This is a genomic window from Polaribacter huanghezhanensis, from assembly GCF_030444335.1.
GTDB lineage: Bacteria > Bacteroidota > Bacteroidia > Flavobacteriales > Flavobacteriaceae > Polaribacter > Polaribacter huanghezhanensis.
In genome coordinates this window covers 460,047-477,036 of sequence record NZ_CP128595.1, presented here as the reverse complement: position 1 = coordinate 477,036, position 16,990 = coordinate 460,047, and the positions used below count along the sequence as shown (strand labels likewise).

General features: G+C 31.7%; 15 protein-coding genes. 10 read left to right on the top strand and 5 right to left on the bottom strand.

The genetic code is table 11. The features are described from left to right. Nucleotide 1: 1 nt before the first annotated feature. Both KCTC32516_RS02285 and pruA read right to left on the bottom strand, forming a co-directional pair. Entirely contained in the window at nt 2–2,836 is a 2,835-nt protein-coding gene (locus KCTC32516_RS02285; RefSeq protein ID WP_301401725.1) for a M16 family metallopeptidase, read from the bottom strand. A gap of 151 nt (nt 2,837–2,987) precedes the next feature. Beyond that, nucleotides 2,988–4,613: an L-glutamate gamma-semialdehyde dehydrogenase gene (pruA, locus tag KCTC32516_RS02280; protein WP_301401724.1), complete on the bottom strand. Its 1,626-nt coding sequence runs from the start codon at nt 4,611–4,613 to the stop codon at nt 2,988–2,990. A gap of 112 nt (nt 4,614–4,725) precedes the next feature. Here pruA and KCTC32516_RS02275 point away from each other — a divergent pair, with 112 nt between their 5' ends. Then, complete coding sequence (locus KCTC32516_RS02275) at nt 4,726–5,403, top strand: NRDE family protein (protein WP_301401723.1); 678 nt, start codon at nt 4,726–4,728, stop codon at nt 5,401–5,403. Here KCTC32516_RS02275 and KCTC32516_RS02270 read toward each other — a convergent pair. From KCTC32516_RS02270 to KCTC32516_RS02260, 3 genes are all read right to left on the bottom strand, one after another. Beyond that, complete coding sequence (locus KCTC32516_RS02270) at nt 5,400–6,527, bottom strand: DUF3667 domain-containing protein (protein WP_301401722.1); 1,128 nt, start codon at nt 6,525–6,527, stop codon at nt 5,400–5,402. The genes KCTC32516_RS02275 and KCTC32516_RS02270 overlap by 4 nt on opposite strands. After that, a complete protein-coding gene (gene apaG / locus KCTC32516_RS02265) occupies nt 6,527–6,913 on the bottom strand; it encodes a Co2+/Mg2+ efflux facilitator ApaG/CorD (protein WP_301401721.1) in 387 nt (128 codons plus the stop codon). The genes KCTC32516_RS02270 and apaG overlap by 1 nt, the downstream gene beginning before the upstream one ends. Nucleotides 6,914–6,984: 71 nt before the next feature. Next, the gene (locus KCTC32516_RS02260; protein ID WP_301401720.1) at nt 6,985–8,202 is read right to left on the bottom strand and encodes a type IX secretion system plug protein; all 1,218 of its coding nucleotides are present in this window, start codon (nt 8,200–8,202) and stop codon (nt 6,985–6,987) included. 203 nt (nt 8,203–8,405) lie between these two features. Between KCTC32516_RS02260 and KCTC32516_RS02255 the strand changes: the two genes are divergently transcribed. The 9 genes from KCTC32516_RS02255 to KCTC32516_RS02215 all read left to right on the top strand — a co-directional run bounded on the left by KCTC32516_RS02255 (nt 8,406) and on the right by KCTC32516_RS02215 (nt 16,810). Further along, nucleotides 8,406–9,758: a Na(+)-translocating NADH-quinone reductase subunit A gene (locus KCTC32516_RS02255; RefSeq protein ID WP_301401719.1), complete on the top strand. Its 1,353-nt coding sequence runs from the start codon at nt 8,406–8,408 to the stop codon at nt 9,756–9,758. Between the two features lie 4 nt (nt 9,759–9,762). Then, the gene (locus KCTC32516_RS02250) at nt 9,763–10,971 is read left to right on the top strand and encodes an NADH:ubiquinone reductase (Na(+)-transporting) subunit B (protein WP_301401718.1); all 1,209 of its coding nucleotides are present in this window, start codon (nt 9,763–9,765) and stop codon (nt 10,969–10,971) included. Nucleotides 10,972–10,973: 2 nt separating this feature from the next. Further along, the gene (locus tag KCTC32516_RS02245; RefSeq protein WP_301401717.1) at nt 10,974–11,762 is read left to right on the top strand and encodes a Na(+)-translocating NADH-quinone reductase subunit C; all 789 of its coding nucleotides are present in this window, start codon (nt 10,974–10,976) and stop codon (nt 11,760–11,762) included. 1 nt (nt 11,763) lies between these two features. Next, a complete protein-coding gene (locus KCTC32516_RS02240) occupies nt 11,764–12,408 on the top strand; it encodes an NADH:ubiquinone reductase (Na(+)-transporting) subunit D (protein ID WP_301401716.1) in 645 nt (214 codons plus the stop codon). A gap of 80 nt (nt 12,409–12,488) precedes the next feature. After that, nucleotides 12,489–13,229 carry an NADH:ubiquinone reductase (Na(+)-transporting) subunit E gene (nqrE, locus tag KCTC32516_RS02235; RefSeq protein WP_301401715.1) on the top strand — a complete coding sequence of 247 codons (741 nt, stop codon included), beginning with the start codon at nt 12,489–12,491 and terminating at the stop codon, nt 13,227–13,229. Beyond that, nucleotides 13,229–14,539 (top strand): NADH:ubiquinone reductase (Na(+)-transporting) subunit F, encoded by a 1,311-nt coding sequence (gene nqrF, locus KCTC32516_RS02230; protein WP_301401714.1) that lies wholly within the window; start codon nt 13,229–13,231, stop codon nt 14,537–14,539. The genes nqrE and nqrF overlap by 1 nt, the downstream gene beginning before the upstream one ends. Before the next feature lie 151 nt (nt 14,540–14,690). Continuing rightward, on the top strand, nt 14,691–15,344 hold the full coding sequence (locus tag KCTC32516_RS02225; RefSeq protein WP_301401713.1) for a hypothetical protein: 654 nt from the start codon (nt 14,691–14,693) through the stop codon (nt 15,342–15,344). Further along, entirely contained in the window at nt 15,337–16,110 is a 774-nt protein-coding gene (locus tag KCTC32516_RS02220) for a sensor histidine kinase (protein WP_301401712.1), read from the top strand. Before KCTC32516_RS02225 ends, KCTC32516_RS02220 begins: the two co-directional genes overlap by 8 nt. Then, complete coding sequence (locus KCTC32516_RS02215; protein ID WP_301401711.1) at nt 16,097–16,810, top strand: LytR/AlgR family response regulator transcription factor; 714 nt, start codon at nt 16,097–16,099, stop codon at nt 16,808–16,810. Before KCTC32516_RS02220 ends, KCTC32516_RS02215 begins: the two co-directional genes overlap by 14 nt. The last annotated feature ends 180 nt before the right edge of the window (nt 16,811–16,990 follow it).

Here is a 16,990-nt window from a genome sequence, read left to right as displayed (position 1 = left end):
TTTAATGTTTGATTTTTTCTTTAGTCTTATTTAATAGCACTGGTTGTCCGAAACCTAATTCGTTTAATCTGTCTAATTGCGTTTCTGCATCACCTACAAAAAGCCAAATCATTTTATTTGGATTTACATATTTTCTAGACAATTCCTGAATTTTTTCAATCGTCATTTCGGTTACAATTTTTTCTCTGTCTTTTATGTAATCAGAGCTAAAACCATAAGCACTCATGTTTTGAAGCATGTTTAATTTTGCATACATTGTTTCAAATCTACGTGCATTACTTTTAATTAAAAAACCTTTGGTTGTTGCCAAATCTTTTTCAGAATAATTTTTAGGATAATCAGTGATGATTTTCTTAACCAACTGAGCAGATTCTAAGGTGACATTGGTTCTAACTCTACTAGAAATTGTAAATGGACCAACAGCTTTTGTTCCAGAGAAACCTGAATATATTCCGTATGTATATCCTTTTCCTTCTCTTAATTCTTGTGTTAATTGAGAAGCAAATCCACCGCCACCAAGAATATAATTCATTACCGTTGCAGGATAAAAATCTTTATCCGTTGCAGCCAAAGCAGGCGCTCCAAAATTAATTACAGATTGTTTTGCATTCGGAACATCATAAAAATAAACGGTTGGTTTATTGGGTGCTTCTGGAGTTTTGTAAATAGGGATTTCAACATTTTTTGATTCCCATTTTGCATTTAAATTAGATAAAGACGCCAAAACATCGTCTCTTTTAATATCACCAACAATATGCATTTTAGCAACTGATGGAGAAATGTAATTTGTGTAAAATGATTTTAAATCGTCTAACGTACTATTGTCAACAGATTCTATAGTTCCTAAAGTATTTTTAGAACGGATATTGTCTTTACCGTAAATCAATTCGTTATACACATTGTTTGCAATTGTTGTTGGACTTGCTTTTTGCTGACGTAAATTACCAACTACAGATTTTTTTAGCAATTCAAACTCAGTTTCATCCCAACGAGGTTCTAACAACATTTCTTCAATAAGCGCAACTGTTTTTGAATAGTTTTTAGCCAACGTTGTTCCGCTAATTGTAATATTTTCGGTAGATGAAGAAACTCTAATAAAAGCTCCTAACTCTTGAATTGCTTCCTCTAATTGAGCAACTGTTTTGTTTTTTGTTCCTCTATTCATTAAACTAGCCGTTAAGTTTGCAACACCTAATTTGTCCATTTTTTCTAATAACTGACCACCGTCAATTACCAAATTAAATTGCACTAAAGGAACTTCGCTGTTTTCAATTCCGAAGACTTTAATTCCGTTTGATAATTCATTTTTCCAAACGGTAGGAACTGATAATTCTGGAGATTTACCATAAGGAGGTTCTATAGATCTATCAAAAGTTGAAGGTGTTTTTTTGTATTTCGCAGCAATTTTTGGATCGAAATTTTCTTCAGCTCCTTGAACAATTTTTTCCTCTTTTATAATGGCTTCTTTAGAATTTTTGAGGGCTAATTTTTCCATTCCCTTTGGTACAAAACTAGTTGCGATAAAGTTTTTGTTTTTAATGTATGTATTGTAAACACGCATTACATCCTCTTTAGTAACACCTAACGTATAATTGATTTCTTTATTGATAAAACCAGGATCGTTTGCATACGTATTAAAAGAAGCTAAACTAGTTCCTTTTCCTAAAACACTCGATAAGCTGCTGTAAAAACGAGTTTCTAAACCTGCTTTTATTCTGTTTAAATCTTTGTCTGAAATGCCTTCTTTTTCAAATTTTTCAAAAGCTTTTTGTATCCCGTTATTGATTTCATTCAAATCTACATTTGCAAAACCACGAACTCCCAATTGAGTTTGCCCTGCCAATTCTGAACTCCTGTTATACATAGAAGTTGATGACGTTAATTTTAAATCATCAACCAACACTTGGTTTAAGGGAGCTTTTTTTCCTTGTGATAAATATTGCGTTAAAATATTTAAAGCATATGAATCTTTGTTGTATAATTCTACTGTTGGCCAAGCGAATGTTAACATTGGTAATCTTGCAAAATTATCTTCGTAATATAATAATTTCGTTTCTTTAACAACTCCAGGTCTTTTTTCTAACGGAGTAATTTCGTCTCCTCTCGGAATTTCATCAAAATATTTTTCAACCCATTTTTTTGCTTGCACAGGATCAAAATCACCAGACAACACCAATGTAGCATTATTAGGAACATACCATTTTTTAAAGAACGTTTTTACATCTTCTAATTTTGCGTTTTGTAAATCTTCTAAAGAACCAATTACTTGCCAATTATATGGATGATTTTTTGGATATAAATTACGGTCAATAATTACTTGATTGTGCCCATAAGGTCTGTTGTCGTAACTCTGTCTTTTTTCGTTTTTTACAACTTGCTTTTCTTTTGCCAGCACAGGGTCTGTTACCGTATTGATAAACCAACCTAATTTGTCTGCTTCTGCCCAAATCATTTTTTCTAAAGCATCGTTTGGAACCGTTTGCAGGTAATTTGTTCGGTCTCTTGATGTTGATCCATTTGCTCCAGAACCACCAATTCTAGCAGTCATTTTATCCAATCCGCCTTTTCCTAAATTTTCTGATTCTAAGAATAATAAATGTTCAAATAAATGTGCAAAACCTGTTCTTCCTGCAATTTCTCTTGCCGAACCTACATGTGCCATTAATTCAACGGCAACAACAGGGTCAGACTTGTCGATATGCATTACAACTTGTAATCCATTTTTTAATTCAAATTTTTGAAAAGGAACATTTAAGGAAGTTTCTTTTTCTTTTTTATTTGTGTTACAGGCGACTAGTATAATTGCAAAAGCAACAAATAGAATTTTTTTAATCATTATTTTGGTTGTTTGTATATATTATTTTTCGATGTCGATAAATATACAAAATATTGAGATTCAATAATGTTAAAGAGATGATTGGATTTTATGGTAAAAAAAACCTCATCAAATATTTGATGAGGTTTTAAATAGAATTTTTATTTTATTCTTATCCTAAATACGAATATTTATAATCTTGTGGAGTTACAAATGTTTCTTTGATTAAGCGAACAGATGTCCAACGTAATAAGTTTTGTGCAGAACCAGCTTTGTCATTTGTTCCGGAAGCTCTTGCTCCACCAAATGGTTGTTGACCAACAACAGCACCAGTTGGTTTGTCATTGATGTAAAAGTTTCCAGCAGCGTTTTCTAACGCTTTAGAAGCTTTTTCAACAATATATCTATCTGTAGAAAAAATGGCTCCAGTTAATGCATATTCTGTAGATTCATCCACTAATTTTAAAGAAGATTCCCATGCTGCATCTTCATAAACGTAGATTGTCATTACAGGACCGAATAACTCCGTACACATTGTTTTATACGTTGGCGATTTTGCTACAATAACAGTTGGCTCAATAAAGTATCCAACAGATTTATCGTGACCACCACCAATAATGATTTCTGCATCCGCATCCTTTTTTGCAGCGTCTAAGAAACTTGCAATTTTATCAAAAGAACCTTCGTGAATTACTGCGTTAACGTAATTTGATGGATCTTCTGGAGAACCCATTTTTATTTCACTTGCTTGTGCAATTAAATGCCCTTTTACTTCTGCCCACATGGAAGCAGGAATATACGCTCTTGAAGCAGCAGAACATTTTTGTCCTTGATATTCAAAAGAACCTCTTGTAATTGCAGTTGCAACTTGTAACGGATTTGAAGAATTGTGTGCCCAGATAAAATCTTTTCCACCAGTTTCTCCAACAATTCTTGGATATGTTTTGTAAATATTGATGTTGTTTCCGATTTGTTTCCATAAATTTTTGAAAACATGTGTAGATCCTGTAAAGTGTAATCCAGCAAAATCTGGAGAAGCTAAAACAGTGTCCGTAATCATCACAGGATCTCCATAAACAACGTTAATTACGCCGTCTGGTAAACCAGCTTCTTTAAATAAATCTACAATTACTTGTGCAGAATATGCTTGATGATCAGAAGGTTTCCAAACCACCACATTTCCCATTAAAGCTGCTGCTGCTGGTAAGTTTGCAGCAATAGAAGTAAAGTTAAACGGAGTAATTGCATAAACAAATCCTTCTAAAGGTCTGTACTCAACTCTGTTCCATATTCCTGGTGCAGAATCTGGTTGATCTTTAAAAATATCCGTCATGTATTGAACATTAAAACGGAAAAAATCAATCATTTCACAAGCTGCATCAATTTCTGCTTGATGTACATTTTTAGATTGTGCAATCATGGTTGCAGCATTCATTTTTGCTCTATAGGGTCCTGCTAATAATTCAGCTGCTTTTAAAAAGATAGAAGCGCGTTCCATCCAACTTACAGAAGACCAAGCTTCTCTTGCAGCTAAAGCAGTAGAAATTGCCGTATCTACATGCGATTTATCTGCAGTATGATATTGACCAACTACATGTTTATGATCGTGTGGCGGAGTAATATTTTTAGTGTTTCCTGTTCTTACTTCTTCACCATTAATATGCATTGGTACATCAATATTGCTGTTGAACATTGTTTTGTACATTGCTAATAATTCTGTTCTTTCTGGAGATCCTGGAGCATATCCTTTTACGGGCTCGTTTACTGCTGTTGGAACTTTAAAAAATCCTCTTGCCATTTTGTGTGATTTTAAGTTTTAATCGACTAATTTTGAAGTGCAAAGTTACAACTTATTTTTAGTTTTATGAACTCGACAGCCAGTTGTAAATTAACAAAAACAAATACTATTTATGTGTACAGTTACGTATTTGCCAATTGGTGAATCTGATTTTATATTGACTTCTAATAGAGATGAGCAACCATCAAGAAAAACCTTGGAGCCTAAAGAGTATTTTGAAGATGGTGTAAAACTAACCTATCCAAAAGATGAATTGGCTGGTGGAACTTGGATTGGTTTAAGTGATAAAAACAGATTGGTTTGTTTGTTAAATGGCGGATTTGAAATTCACGAACGTGAAGCATTGTATAAAATGAGCAGAGGAATTATTGTGAAAGCTATTTTAAAATCGGACGATTTTGAAAACTATATTACCACTTTCGATTTTATAGGAATAGAACCATTTACAATTGTATTGTTAGATTGGAACACCAAATTAAAAGCATACGAATTGGTTTGGGACGGAACACAACAACATTTTTCTAAATTAAAAAACGAACCCAAAATTTGGTCTTCATCAACGTTATATACGCAGCAAGAAAAAGAATTGCGAAAAGGGTGGTTTGCTGATTGGTTGGCAAATCAAAAGGGAATTACACAAGAAGAAATTTTAAAATTTCATCACAATTCTGAATTCGGAACTCCAGAAAATTCACCAAAAATGAAACGTAGTTATGTTGAAACAGTTAGTATTACTTCTGTTAAAAAAAGTGATCAAAACATCGCCTTGAATTACGAAAAAATCAGTTAATAAAAAGCAAACGCAATTAGCGCTATAAATACAAATCCGAATAAAGAAGCAAAGAAAAAGCTTATATTTATGAGTATAAATTTTAGAAAGGTTTTAAAATAACCTTGTTTGTAAAAATGTTTCATTGCCAAAAACAAGTAGATTATAAAGAGCAACAAAAAGATGGTTGTTATATACTCATTGTATTTTATATAATTGATAAGATAAAAAAGCGATAGCAATAAGAAGAAAACAGTTTGAGTATGAAAAACAAAGATTAAATGCTCTACATAGGTAAATTTTCTTCTCGCATAAAAGAGTTTTAAAAAGAGCGTAAATAAAGGCAATAAAACAAATAAAGAAATTGAAACGTAAGAGATTACTTGTTTTGTAAATTGCTTTCTATTTTCATCATTTTTCCATATTTTATCAACAGCTTGAAACCTACTATACATAAAACGATTCACAAAAGTATGTTCTGCTTTTAAGCTATCCAATGCGGTTTCTATGTCTAATTCTGGATGTTTTTTTTGAAAGAAAAAGTAGTTACTCGCATCTGGGAAAGTCCCTATTCGGAGATGCCCTGAACTTGTTGATTTATTTTTAAGAGAATCTAAGTTTGCTTTAGAAATGGCGTTTAAAATTTCTTCTCTTTTTATGGAGTCAACATCTTTTAAAGCATCCTTTAAATTTGATTTTAAATCTAGAGAGTCTAACGTTTTTGAAGTATCATTAAACCGATCATTTAAGCTTTTGTTTTTTGTCGTTTTTCCTGTTCTAAGTTCTTTAAATGTATCATAACTTTCTGTGGCTCCAAGCATTAAAAAGAAAAGTACAGAAACTGATAAATAAAAACGAAACGGATTTGCATAACGTTGTCTTTTTCCATCAATATAATCTCTAGAAACTTTGCCTGGTTTAGTTAAAAGCGGAACAATAGTGGTCCAGAATTTGGAATCCCAAGAAATAAATCCGTTAAAAAATTCGTGTAAAAAACTACCAAATGTAATGCGTTTGTCTTTGTTTGCTTGTCCACATTCAGGACAAAATTTTTCATGACCAGAAAAAGGATGTCCGCAATTAAAACACTCAGCGTCTAAAATCTTTGCTGGTTTATTGCTTTTTTTCCTAATTCGTACTTTCATTAGTTAAGTAATGAAGAGGTTGATAGTTGAAAAGTAGGGATGATTACTTGAAAAAAGGTATTTGTTTTTTTATTGATCATTTTAAAAGTGCCTTTCATAGAGCCCGAATCGCCAAGTAAAAAACAATTAGATTGGTAGGTGTATTGTTCGTTTGGATTTAAGATTGGTTGTTGCCCTACAACGCCTTCGCCAACAACAAATTCTTTGTCATTTAAAGCATCAGATATTTCCCAGAAACGTTCTAGTAATTGTACAATATCACTCGATTCATTTTCGATATTAATAACATAACTAAACGCATTAAAAGAGTTTAGTCCTTTATTAATAACGCCATTAAATGCTGTTTTAACAGATATTTTTATGCCATTTGTAATTTGTTGTACCATACAATTTTCAGAAAAGTTAGCGTACCAAATATAAGAACTTTAGAGAAATAGAGAAAAATTACTGCATTTTATTATTGTTGATGTGTTGTTGCACTACCAACTCCAATAACGCGCTGGTAATTTTCGCCGAAAGCTTTGTAATATACAAGCACCGTATATTCGTTTTCTGTTTGATAAAAAGAGCCGTTAATTTCGTGGGTATTTATAGTGTTGTTTTTACCTTTTGTAGCAAATGTGTAATTATAAAACCCTTGTTTTAACAAGATAGAAACTTCATACTTTTTTGTTTCAGAATTAAAGGTCATTTTGTTTTCTTGAGTTGTTTTAAAATCGTTAAAAGCGCCGTACACATAAACTTCTTTTGTTGGAATTTCATCAGCATCTAACGAAAAATGAACTATTGCATAATCTGCCTCTGTAAACGGATTGTTTCCTTCTGTAGTTCTGACGACAAACTGTCCGTTTATGTCTGGGAAATACGTATAAGGGTTTAGTTTTCTGGGTTCTTGCGGATATAAATATGCGTTATAAATGTCTTTTTTTTCTACACGTGCAATTTGAACTGTGCTATTTCTTATTTGTTTATTATCAAAATTCAGATATTCATTTCCGCTATAAAAGCTAGTCTTATTATAGTATTGATACACCAATTGATTGTTTCTGAAAAACTGCGGTTTTAAATTTGAAATCGCTGTTTCCCAGATGTTGTTTTGTAAGACAACAGTTTTAATTTCTTGCGAAGGATTTTTGATTTCGTTCGCGTTATAATTAATTGTAAAATGCACTATTTGTTGCTGATTTGTGATTTGTGTATTTCTTTTCCTTTCTACAGTAGCACCAACTAAAACCTTGCTTTCGTACAAGGTAAATCTTCTCGAGAAAATACTATTTTGAGCATCGTCTAAAACTGAAATAAGATAATTTCCGCTTTTAGTTATTTTGGTGTTTTCATTCGGAATTTCAACTTTATAATGTGTGTAATTTTGTAAGGTGTTAAAAGAATTTTCGTATTCTAAAATGCTGTTTTGGTTAAATCCAACAATATATTGATTGGTAGAAATGCTGCTTGGTTTCCAATCAGAGTCCATGTGTTGTATTTTGTAAGAATATGCTTTTTGATCTGCATCTAAATCATCAAAAGAAAGCAATAGTGTTTTTCCTAAAGGAACAATTGCAGCAAAATTAGTTGCGCCAAAAGGTTTAAGCTGAACGCTTTTGATATTGTTTTGAGCGTAAGAAAACATCCACACAGAAAGAAATAAGATTGCTAAAAAATTCTTTTTTCTCATCGTACTATTTTTGGGGATTTAAAAGATAATATTGCCCGTATTTATACAAACGTACTAAATATTAAATTAGTAGAAACAAACATTATTTAGAATTAATATAAATAAGGTGATTTAGATAAGATAAACCTTAAATAGGCTGCGGAACATTCGTAAAATTTATAAATTTGCATGTTTTTTTAAGATAATTAAAAGTCATATTTACTATGTCAAAAGACATCCGTATAAAAAAAGGTTTGGATATCAAACTTGTTGGCGAAGCAGAACAAACCACAGCAATTATTAATGTTAGTGGGGTGTATGCAATAAAGCCAGAAAACTTTCACGGAATAACACCTAAACTTACCGTTAAAATTGGAGCAGAATTAAAAGCAGGTGATTCACTATTTTTTTCAAAAAGTGATGAGCGCATTTTATTTCCTTCGCCAGTCAGCGGAAAAGTAACAGATATTATTCGAGGAGAAAGAAGAAAAGTATTAGAAATTAAAATCTTAGCAGATGCTTCACAGCAGTTTGCAGATTTTGGTAAAAAAGAGGCAGCTAAAATGTCTGGAGAAGAAGTAAAAACACATTTACTTTCTTCAGGTTGTTGGCCTTTTGTAAAACAACGACCGTATGATGTTGTTGCAAATCCAAATCAGGCTCCGAAAGCTATTTTTATCTCTGGATACAATAGCGCACCTTTAGCGGCAGATTTAGATTATGCACTCAAAGGAAAAGAAGCGGAAATTCAAGAAGCTATTACTGCCTTAGGAAAATTAACCGAAGGAAAAGTACATGTTTCTATTTCTAAAGGGGCTAATTTATCGCCATTTAATGGAGTAAAAGGAGCAGAATTACACGGTTTGGTTGGTCCACATCCTATTGGAAATGTAAGCACACAAATTGCGCAAGTAAATCCGATTAATAAAGGAGAAGTTGTTTGGGTTGTTTCTGCACAAGATCTGGTTGTAATTGGAGAATTGTTGTTGACAGGAAAATTCAATGCAAAAAGAACTATTGCATTAACAGGATCTCAGTTTTCTAAACCAAAATATGTTACAGCATATCCAGGAGCAACAATTTCTACTGTTGTAAAAGGGAATCTGAAAGAAGAAAAAGCAAGAATAATTAGTGGCAATGTATTGTCTGGTTTCCAAGTTTCTTTGGATGGAAATTTAGGATATTATGACAATCAAATCACGGCAATTCCAGAAGGAGACGATTATGAATTATTTGGTTGGAACAAACCCGTTTTTAATAAAATTTCTACAACGAGAGCATTTACTTTTTCTTGGCTAAATCCAAAGAAAAAATACGATTTAAATACCAACACAAACGGAGAGCACAGAGCATTTGTAGTTACGGGTTCTTATGAAGAAGTTTTTCCGTTAGATATATATCCAATGCAATTATTAAAAGCATGTATGTATAAAGATTTAGACGAAATGGAAGCTTTAGGTGCGTATGAAGTTGCACCGGAAGATTTTGCTTTAACAGAATTTATTTGTGTATCAAAACAACCTCATCAGAAAATTCTTAGAGAAGGATTGGACTTAATGAGAGAAGAATTAGGATAAGATTATGGGCTTAAAACAAAATTTACATAATTTAAAAGAAAAATATAAAGGGACAAAAATGGCGCCTGCGTTTAACGCAATCCATACCTTTTTATATTTGCCGAATGAGACTACTCACGGAGGAACTCATATCAAAGCGGCAGACGATTTAAAACGTACCATGAATATTGTAATTATGGCTTTAGTGCCATGTTTAATTTTCGGTATGTTTAATGCAGGTTTTCAACACAATGTTGCAGTAAACGGAAACTTTACTTCAGGAATGTCATTCTTTAGTGGGCAATTCTGGAATTTAGATAACTTCCTTATCGGTGCAATTAAAATTTTACCATTAGTAGTCGTTTCTTACGGAGTTGGCTTATTGATTGAATTTATTTTTGCAGTAATTAATAATCACGAAGTTGAAGAAGGCTATTTGGTAACAGGAATGTTAGTTCCTTTAATTGTTCCTGTTGATATTCCACTTTGGATGTTAGCGGTAGCTGTAATTTTCGGTGTTATCATCGGAAAAGAAGTTTTTGGTGGAACAGGAATGAATATTTTAAATCCGGCTTTAACCATTAGAGCATTTTTATTTTTTGCATATCCAACTTGGATGAGTGGAGATAAAGTTTGGGTAACCGGAGCGGTTGAAAAAATAGGAGCTGCTGATGCAATTTCTGGAGAAACTATTTTAGGAACTTTAGCGCAAGGAAAAGAAATGGTGTATTCTACTTGGGACATGTTTGCAGGATTTATTCCAGGTTCGGTTGGAGAAACATCAACCTTGCTTATCTTAATCGGAGCGTTGTTCTTAATATTTACAAAAATAGGAAGTTGGAGAATTATGTTAAGTGCTTCTTTAGGAGCGTTGGCAATGGGATTAATATTCAACGGAGTTGTAGACCAAGGATGGATTGGAGAAAGCAGTAAATTCTACGATTTAATGAGCACAGAATTCTGGCATCATTTATTAATTGGAGGTTTCGCTTTTGGTGCTGTGTATATGGCAACTGATCCGGTAACAGCATCACAAACAAATAAAGGAAAATGGATTTATGGTTTCTTAATTGGTTTTTTATCAATTATGATTCGTGTATTCAATCCAGCATATCCAGAAGGAGTTATGTTAGCAATTCTATTAATGAATGTATTTGCTCCAACAATTGATCATTATGTGGTTCAAGGAAATGTAAAAAGAAGATTAAAACGTGCTAAAGTTAAAACTGCCTAGATATGAGTAAGAGAACAGATAGTAATTTATATACAATACTATTCGCAGTAGGAATGGTGCTAGTAGTAGGAACGTTATTAGCGTTTTTCTCATCGTCATTGAAACCAGCAATCGATGAAAATAAACGAATCGAAAAGCAGCAAAATATTTTATACGCAATGGGCGTAAATGAAAATGATGAAACTAGTGCAATCTTTGTTTCTAAAAATAAAGTAGCAGATGTATTTTCTAAATATATTAAGGAGCAATTGGTTTTAGTTACTGAAAACGGAAAAGTTGTTAAGCAACAAAATCGTGAAGAATATATGGCTGAAAACAATAAACAAGAACCCTATTTGATTGATGTTAAGAAGCAACAATCATTAGAGAAAGAAGGCAAACAAAGAAAACTTCCTTTATTTGTTGGAGAAAAAGATGGAAACACATTTTACATCGTTCCAATTAGAGGAAAAGGACTTTGGGATGCTATTTGGGGATATATAGCTATGGACAAAAACATGGTTGTACAAGGTGTTTATTTTGACCATAAAGGAGAAACTCCAGGTTTGGGAGCAAACATTAAACAACGTTTCTTTATGGATGATTTTACTGGAGAACAAATGATGCACAACGACGCATTTAAAGGAATTCAAGTTGCAAAAGGAAATAACGATCCAAAAAATATAGATAAAACGGATAATGAAGTTGATGCTATTGCAGGAGCAACGATTACTGGTGATGGAGTTTCAGCTATGATTAAATCAGAGTTGAAAAAATACGTACCATTCTTTAACACTTTAAAATTAAATTAATATGGGACTTTTATCAAAAAAAGACGCAGCATTAATCAAAGATCCACTAACGGATAACAATCCAATTACAATACAAGTATTGGGTATTTGTTCTGCATTGGCAATTACAGCGGAATTAAAAGCGTCAATTGTAATGGCTGTAGCGGTACTGTTTGTGTTGGGGTTAGGGAACGTAGTTATTTCTTTAATGAGAAATATCATTCCTTCAAAAATTAGAATTATTGTACAACTAGTTGTTGTAGCAGCTTTAGTAATTATTGTTGATTTAATTCTAAAAGCGTTTGCATACGAATTAAGTAAAACCTTATCTGTTTTTGTAGGATTGATTATTACAAACTGTATTATTATGGGGCGTTTTGAAGCTTTTGCGTTGGCAAATGGACCGTGGAAATCTTTCTTAGACGGAATTGGAAATGCTGCTGGTTATGGTTTAATTTTAATTCTTGTAGGTTTCTTTAGAGAACTATTAGGTTCTGGTACTTTATTAGGATTTAAAATATTAGGAGATCCTATCGAAAAAACAGGCGTTTATGCTTACGGATATGAAAATAACGGATTTATGTTATTGGCACCAATGGCATTAATTGTACTAGGAATTATTATTTGGGTGCAACGTAGTAGAAATAAAGCATTAATAGAAGACTAAATTAGTTGTCAGTAAGCAGTTACAGTTTGCAGTAAAAAGCTAACTGAACACTGAGTACTGAAACTGAAAACTTAAAATAAATGGAACATATAGAATTATTTTTCAAATCGATATTTATAGACAACATGGTTTTTGCAACATTCTTAGGAATGTGTTCGTACCTTGCTGTCTCTAAAAAAGTATCTACAGCTGTTGGTTTAGGAGCTGCGGTAATCTTTGTATTAGCCGTTACCGTTCCGTTAAACTGGTTGTTAGATCAATACATTTTAAAAGAAGGCGCATTGGTTTGGTTAGGGCCAGAATATGCAGAGTACGATTTAAGTTTCTTATCATTCATCATGTTTATTGCAACTATTGCAACCATGGTACAATTGGTAGAAATTATTGTAGAAAAATTTTCACCTTCTTTATACAATTCATTAGGTATTTTCTTACCATTAATTGCAGTAAACTGCGCAATTTTAGGAGGATCATTATTTATGCAATCTCGTGAAATTCAAACTTTAGGTTTGGCCTTAACGTATGGTGTTGGATCTGGAATCGGATGGTTTTTAGCAATTTTAGCGATTGCAGCAATTCGTGAGAAAATTAGATACTCTAACGTTCCTGCTCCTTTAAGAGGATTAGGAATTACGTTTATTGTAACAGGTTTAATGGCAATTGGATTTATGAGTTTTGGAGGAATGTTAACAGGTGGCGATGAAGAAGTAAAAGAAGCTCCAAAAACTGAAAAAGCTGTTAAAATAATCAAAGAAGATGCAAAAGCTAAAGAGGTGAAGAAAAAAGAATTAGCGAATAACTCTAAAGAAATAAAAGAATAATGATATTAGCGGCAAGTACATTAGGAACAATTACAGCTACAGTAGCTGCATTCTTAGTAATAACTTTGTTATTGGTTGCAGTGTTGTTATTTGTAAAACAAAAACTATCTCCGTCTGGTCCAGTTAAAATTACGATCAATGGAGAAAGAACGATTGAAGTTGGGTCTGGAGGAACTTTATTATCAACTTTAGGAGCAGAAAAAATATTTTTACCCTCAGCTTGTGGTGGTGGTGGAACGTGTATTCAATGTGAATGTCACGTAAATTCTGGTGGAGGTGAAGCATTGCCAACAGAAACGCCTCATTTTACACGTAAAGAATTAGCGCAAGGAGTGCGTTTATCTTGTCAAGTAAAAGTAAAACAAGACATGGATATTTCTATTCCAGAAGAAATTTTTGGAATTAAGAAATGGGATGCAGTGGTTGTTAGAAATTATAATGTAGCCACTTTTATTAAAGAATTTGTTGTGGAAATTCCACAAGACATGGGTTACAAAGCAGGAGGATATATTCAAATTGAAATTCCAGAATGTGAAGTGAATTTCTCTGACATGGATATTACTGCGCATCCAGAAGAGCATGACACTCCAGATAAATTTAAACCAGAATGGGATAAGTTTAAATTATGGCCTTTGGTGATGAAAAACACAGAGACTGTAGAAAGAGCATATTCAATGGCTTCATTTCCTGCGGAAGGAAGAGAAATTATGTTAAATGTACGTATTGCAACACCTCCTTTTGATAGAGCAAAAGGTGGATGGATGGATGTAAACCCAGGAATTGCTTCTTCGTATATTTTTAACTTAAAAAAAGGTGACAAGTGTACTATTTCTGGACCTTACGGAGAATTTTTCATCAACGAATCTGATTCTGAAATGTTATATGTTGGTGGTGGAGCTGGAATGGCGCCAATGCGTTCGCATTTATATCACTTATTTAGAACTTTAAAAACAGGTAGAAAAGTTACGTATTGGTACGGAGGACGTTCTAAAGCAGAATTATTTTATATAGAACACTTTAGAGCTTTAGAAAAAGATTTTCCGAATTTTAAATTCTATATCGCTTTATCTGATCCTACAGAATCGGATAATTGGACAAAGAAAAAAGATATTAATGATACAGAAGGAGATGGTTTTGTAGGGTTTATTCATAACTGTGTAATAGAAAATTACTTGAATCATCACGAAACTCCAGAAGACTTAGAATTGTATTTCTGTGGGCCTCCATTAATGAATCAAGCAGTACAAAAAATGGGAGAAGATTTTGGTATTCCAGATGAGCACATCCGATTTGATGACTTTGGAGGGTAAGCTTCAAAAAAATAAAACAAAAACCGATGCAGAAATGTATCGGTTTTTTTATGGTTATATTTAAGGGTAAAGAATGAAGTTCCTTTTTATTAGATGTTATAAAATATTGGAATTAATTTTAATATAGTATTTTTATAAAAAATATAAGTATATGGATCCTTACTTTTTCGGTTTTGCATTAAGTGTTTTTAGCCTTTTTTTATTGTTAATCAACGCAATTTTATTTTCGTTTAAGGTTAAGAAATTCAACAATCAAGTTTATAAGTATGTAACCATTTATTTAATTGTATTATTTATTGTTGAGTTGTTTTGTAATATCATTGGATATATAAACCCAGGAGCAAATTTTTTCTTATCACACTTTTATTTTAATGCGCAATTTGTATTATTAAGTGCCGTTTTTTACCGCTTATTTACAAATCAAAAATTAAAAAAAATTATTGTTACCAACTACATCATTGTAACTTTAATTATTATAGGAATGTATGTGTTTAATAAAGATTCTTTTTGGCAATTTAACTTGTTTGAAATAGCATCGACTTCCTTGCTATTAATAGTGTACGCTTTTATTCACTTTTACAATACTTTAGGAGAAAAGAAACAATTTTTTTTCTTGAACACTGGAATGGTTTTGTATGTTTTATGCAGCTCTTTAATATTTTTATTTGGAAATTATGAACTTGTTTTTATTGAAGATCCATACATAGATATTTGGATTTTTAATACGGTCTTTTATATAATTTATCAAGTATTAATTTATACAGAATGGAACTATATAAATAAGCACGGTTTAGAAAATGAATAAAAAAGATGATTTATTATTAATTGTTACCTACGCAATTATTTTTCTATTAATATTTTTAATTAGTATTATTATTTTTATTGTAAAATCAAGAAAAGATAGAATTAGTATCCAAAATCAAAAGAAAGAAATTGAGGAAATTGTAATACAAAAAACAGTTTTATTAAAAGAAATACATCATCGAGTAAAAAACAACTTACAATTAATTTCGGGCTTATTGTATCTACAGTCGGTAAAGCATGAAAATGCAGAAATTACAGCAATGGTAAATGAATCTCAAAAGCACATCAATTCTATTGCTATGGTTCACGAAATGCTTTATCAAGAAAAAACAGTGTCTTTAGTTTCAATGAAAAAATATTTAAAAGAACTTGGCGCCAAACTTTTGCAAATATCATCCATAAAAAATATAGATTATAAAATTAATGTAGCAGATATTTCTTTAACGTTAGATTATGCTACAACATTAGGACTTATCTTTAATGAATTGGTTACAAACTCTTTTAAGTATGCTTTTAACACAAATAAAAAAGGAGTCATATCTGTTTCTTTAGAAGAGGTAGCATTAAATGAATATCGATTTATGTATTCTGATAACGGAAAAGGTTTTGATGTAAATGCATCAATCACACGTAAAACAATGGGGCAAAAATTAATTAAAATGTTTGTGGAAGAAATTGGTGCTAGATTAGAGATTCTAAATGATAATGGGCTAACATATATTTTAACTTTTAAAAATTCCTATAAAATAAAAGATGAAAACAATTAGTGTTTATGTAGTTGAAGATATGGCAATTTCAAGAATTTCTCTTGAAACAATGTTGTTGCAAAATAATTTTAAGCTTTCTGGATCGGCAGCAAAAGCAGAAACGGCATGGGAAGAATTGAAAAAAAATGAAACAGATTTAATTTTGTTAGATGTTAATTTAGCCGGAGCAAAAAATGGTGTTTGGTTAGCACAACAAGTTCGGAAACATTTAAATATTCCAATAATATTTTTAACCGCATATGGAGATCAAAACACTTTAAAAGAAGTGTTAGGGGCCAATCCTAATGGGTATTTAATGAAACCTTATCAAGAATCTACATTACTAACAACCATTAGTATTGCATTAAATAATTTTTCATCAACTCAGAAAAATTCGAATGAATTAAAGCAAACAAGTAATGATTTTTTGTATATAAAAGATAGAAATCTAAAAGTGAAATTGTATTTTGAACATATTTATTTTGTAAAATCTGATGGAAATTATTTAGAGGTGATGTTAGAAAAGAAAAAACACGTTATAAGAGGTAAGTTGTCAGAGTTTAATAACTTATTGCCAGAGGCTCTTTTTTATCAAAGCCACAGAAGATATCTCGTAAATATTACCAAAATTAATACTTTAGGTAAAGATTTTATTCAATTAGAAAACGAAAAGATACCTCTTTCTACTAAATATAAAAAGGGATTAGAAAACGTGCTCTAAATGTAGGGGATAACAAAGAAATCAACTTCAACTTCACAAGAAAACACTGTTTCTTCATAAGTTAGTGGAAATGCTATTTTTAAATTTAATATTTGATTTCGTTTGTTGCATGTGATTAATTTTTAATTGCATAGAAACGTAAAGAGGAATAAATCATAATTTTAAAAGAAAGATTATTAC

What these genes read in the sequence shown, in the direction of transcription:
- KCTC32516_RS02285 (WP_301401725.1), bottom strand. Translation starts at nt 2,836, where the DNA reads ATGATTAAAAAAATTCTATTTGTTGCTTTTGCAATTATACTAGTCGCC.
- pruA (WP_301401724.1), bottom strand. Translation starts at nt 4,613, where the DNA reads ATGGCAAGAGGATTTTTTAAAGTTCCAACAGCAGTAAACGAGCCCGTA.
- KCTC32516_RS02275 (WP_301401723.1), top strand. Translation starts at nt 4,726, where the DNA reads ATGTGTACAGTTACGTATTTGCCAATTGGTGAATCTGATTTTATATTG.
- KCTC32516_RS02270 (WP_301401722.1), bottom strand. Translation starts at nt 6,527, where the DNA reads ATGAAAGTACGAATTAGGAAAAAAAGCAATAAACCAGCAAAGATTTTA.
- apaG (WP_301401721.1), bottom strand. Translation starts at nt 6,913, where the DNA reads ATGGTACAACAAATTACAAATGGCATAAAAATATCTGTTAAAACAGCA.
- KCTC32516_RS02260 (WP_301401720.1), bottom strand. Translation starts at nt 8,202, where the DNA reads ATGAGAAAAAAGAATTTTTTAGCAATCTTATTTCTTTCTGTGTGGATG.
- KCTC32516_RS02255 (WP_301401719.1), top strand. Translation starts at nt 8,406, where the DNA reads ATGTCAAAAGACATCCGTATAAAAAAAGGTTTGGATATCAAACTTGTT.
- KCTC32516_RS02250 (WP_301401718.1), top strand. Translation starts at nt 9,763, where the DNA reads ATGGGCTTAAAACAAAATTTACATAATTTAAAAGAAAAATATAAAGGG.
- KCTC32516_RS02245 (WP_301401717.1), top strand. Translation starts at nt 10,974, where the DNA reads ATGAGTAAGAGAACAGATAGTAATTTATATACAATACTATTCGCAGTA.
- KCTC32516_RS02240 (WP_301401716.1), top strand. Translation starts at nt 11,764, where the DNA reads ATGGGACTTTTATCAAAAAAAGACGCAGCATTAATCAAAGATCCACTA.
- nqrE (WP_301401715.1), top strand. Translation starts at nt 12,489, where the DNA reads ATGGAACATATAGAATTATTTTTCAAATCGATATTTATAGACAACATG.
- nqrF (WP_301401714.1), top strand. Translation starts at nt 13,229, where the DNA reads ATGATATTAGCGGCAAGTACATTAGGAACAATTACAGCTACAGTAGCT.
- KCTC32516_RS02225 (WP_301401713.1), top strand. Translation starts at nt 14,691, where the DNA reads ATGGATCCTTACTTTTTCGGTTTTGCATTAAGTGTTTTTAGCCTTTTT.
- KCTC32516_RS02220 (WP_301401712.1), top strand. Translation starts at nt 15,337, where the DNA reads ATGAATAAAAAAGATGATTTATTATTAATTGTTACCTACGCAATTATT.
- KCTC32516_RS02215 (WP_301401711.1), top strand. Translation starts at nt 16,097, where the DNA reads ATGAAAACAATTAGTGTTTATGTAGTTGAAGATATGGCAATTTCAAGA.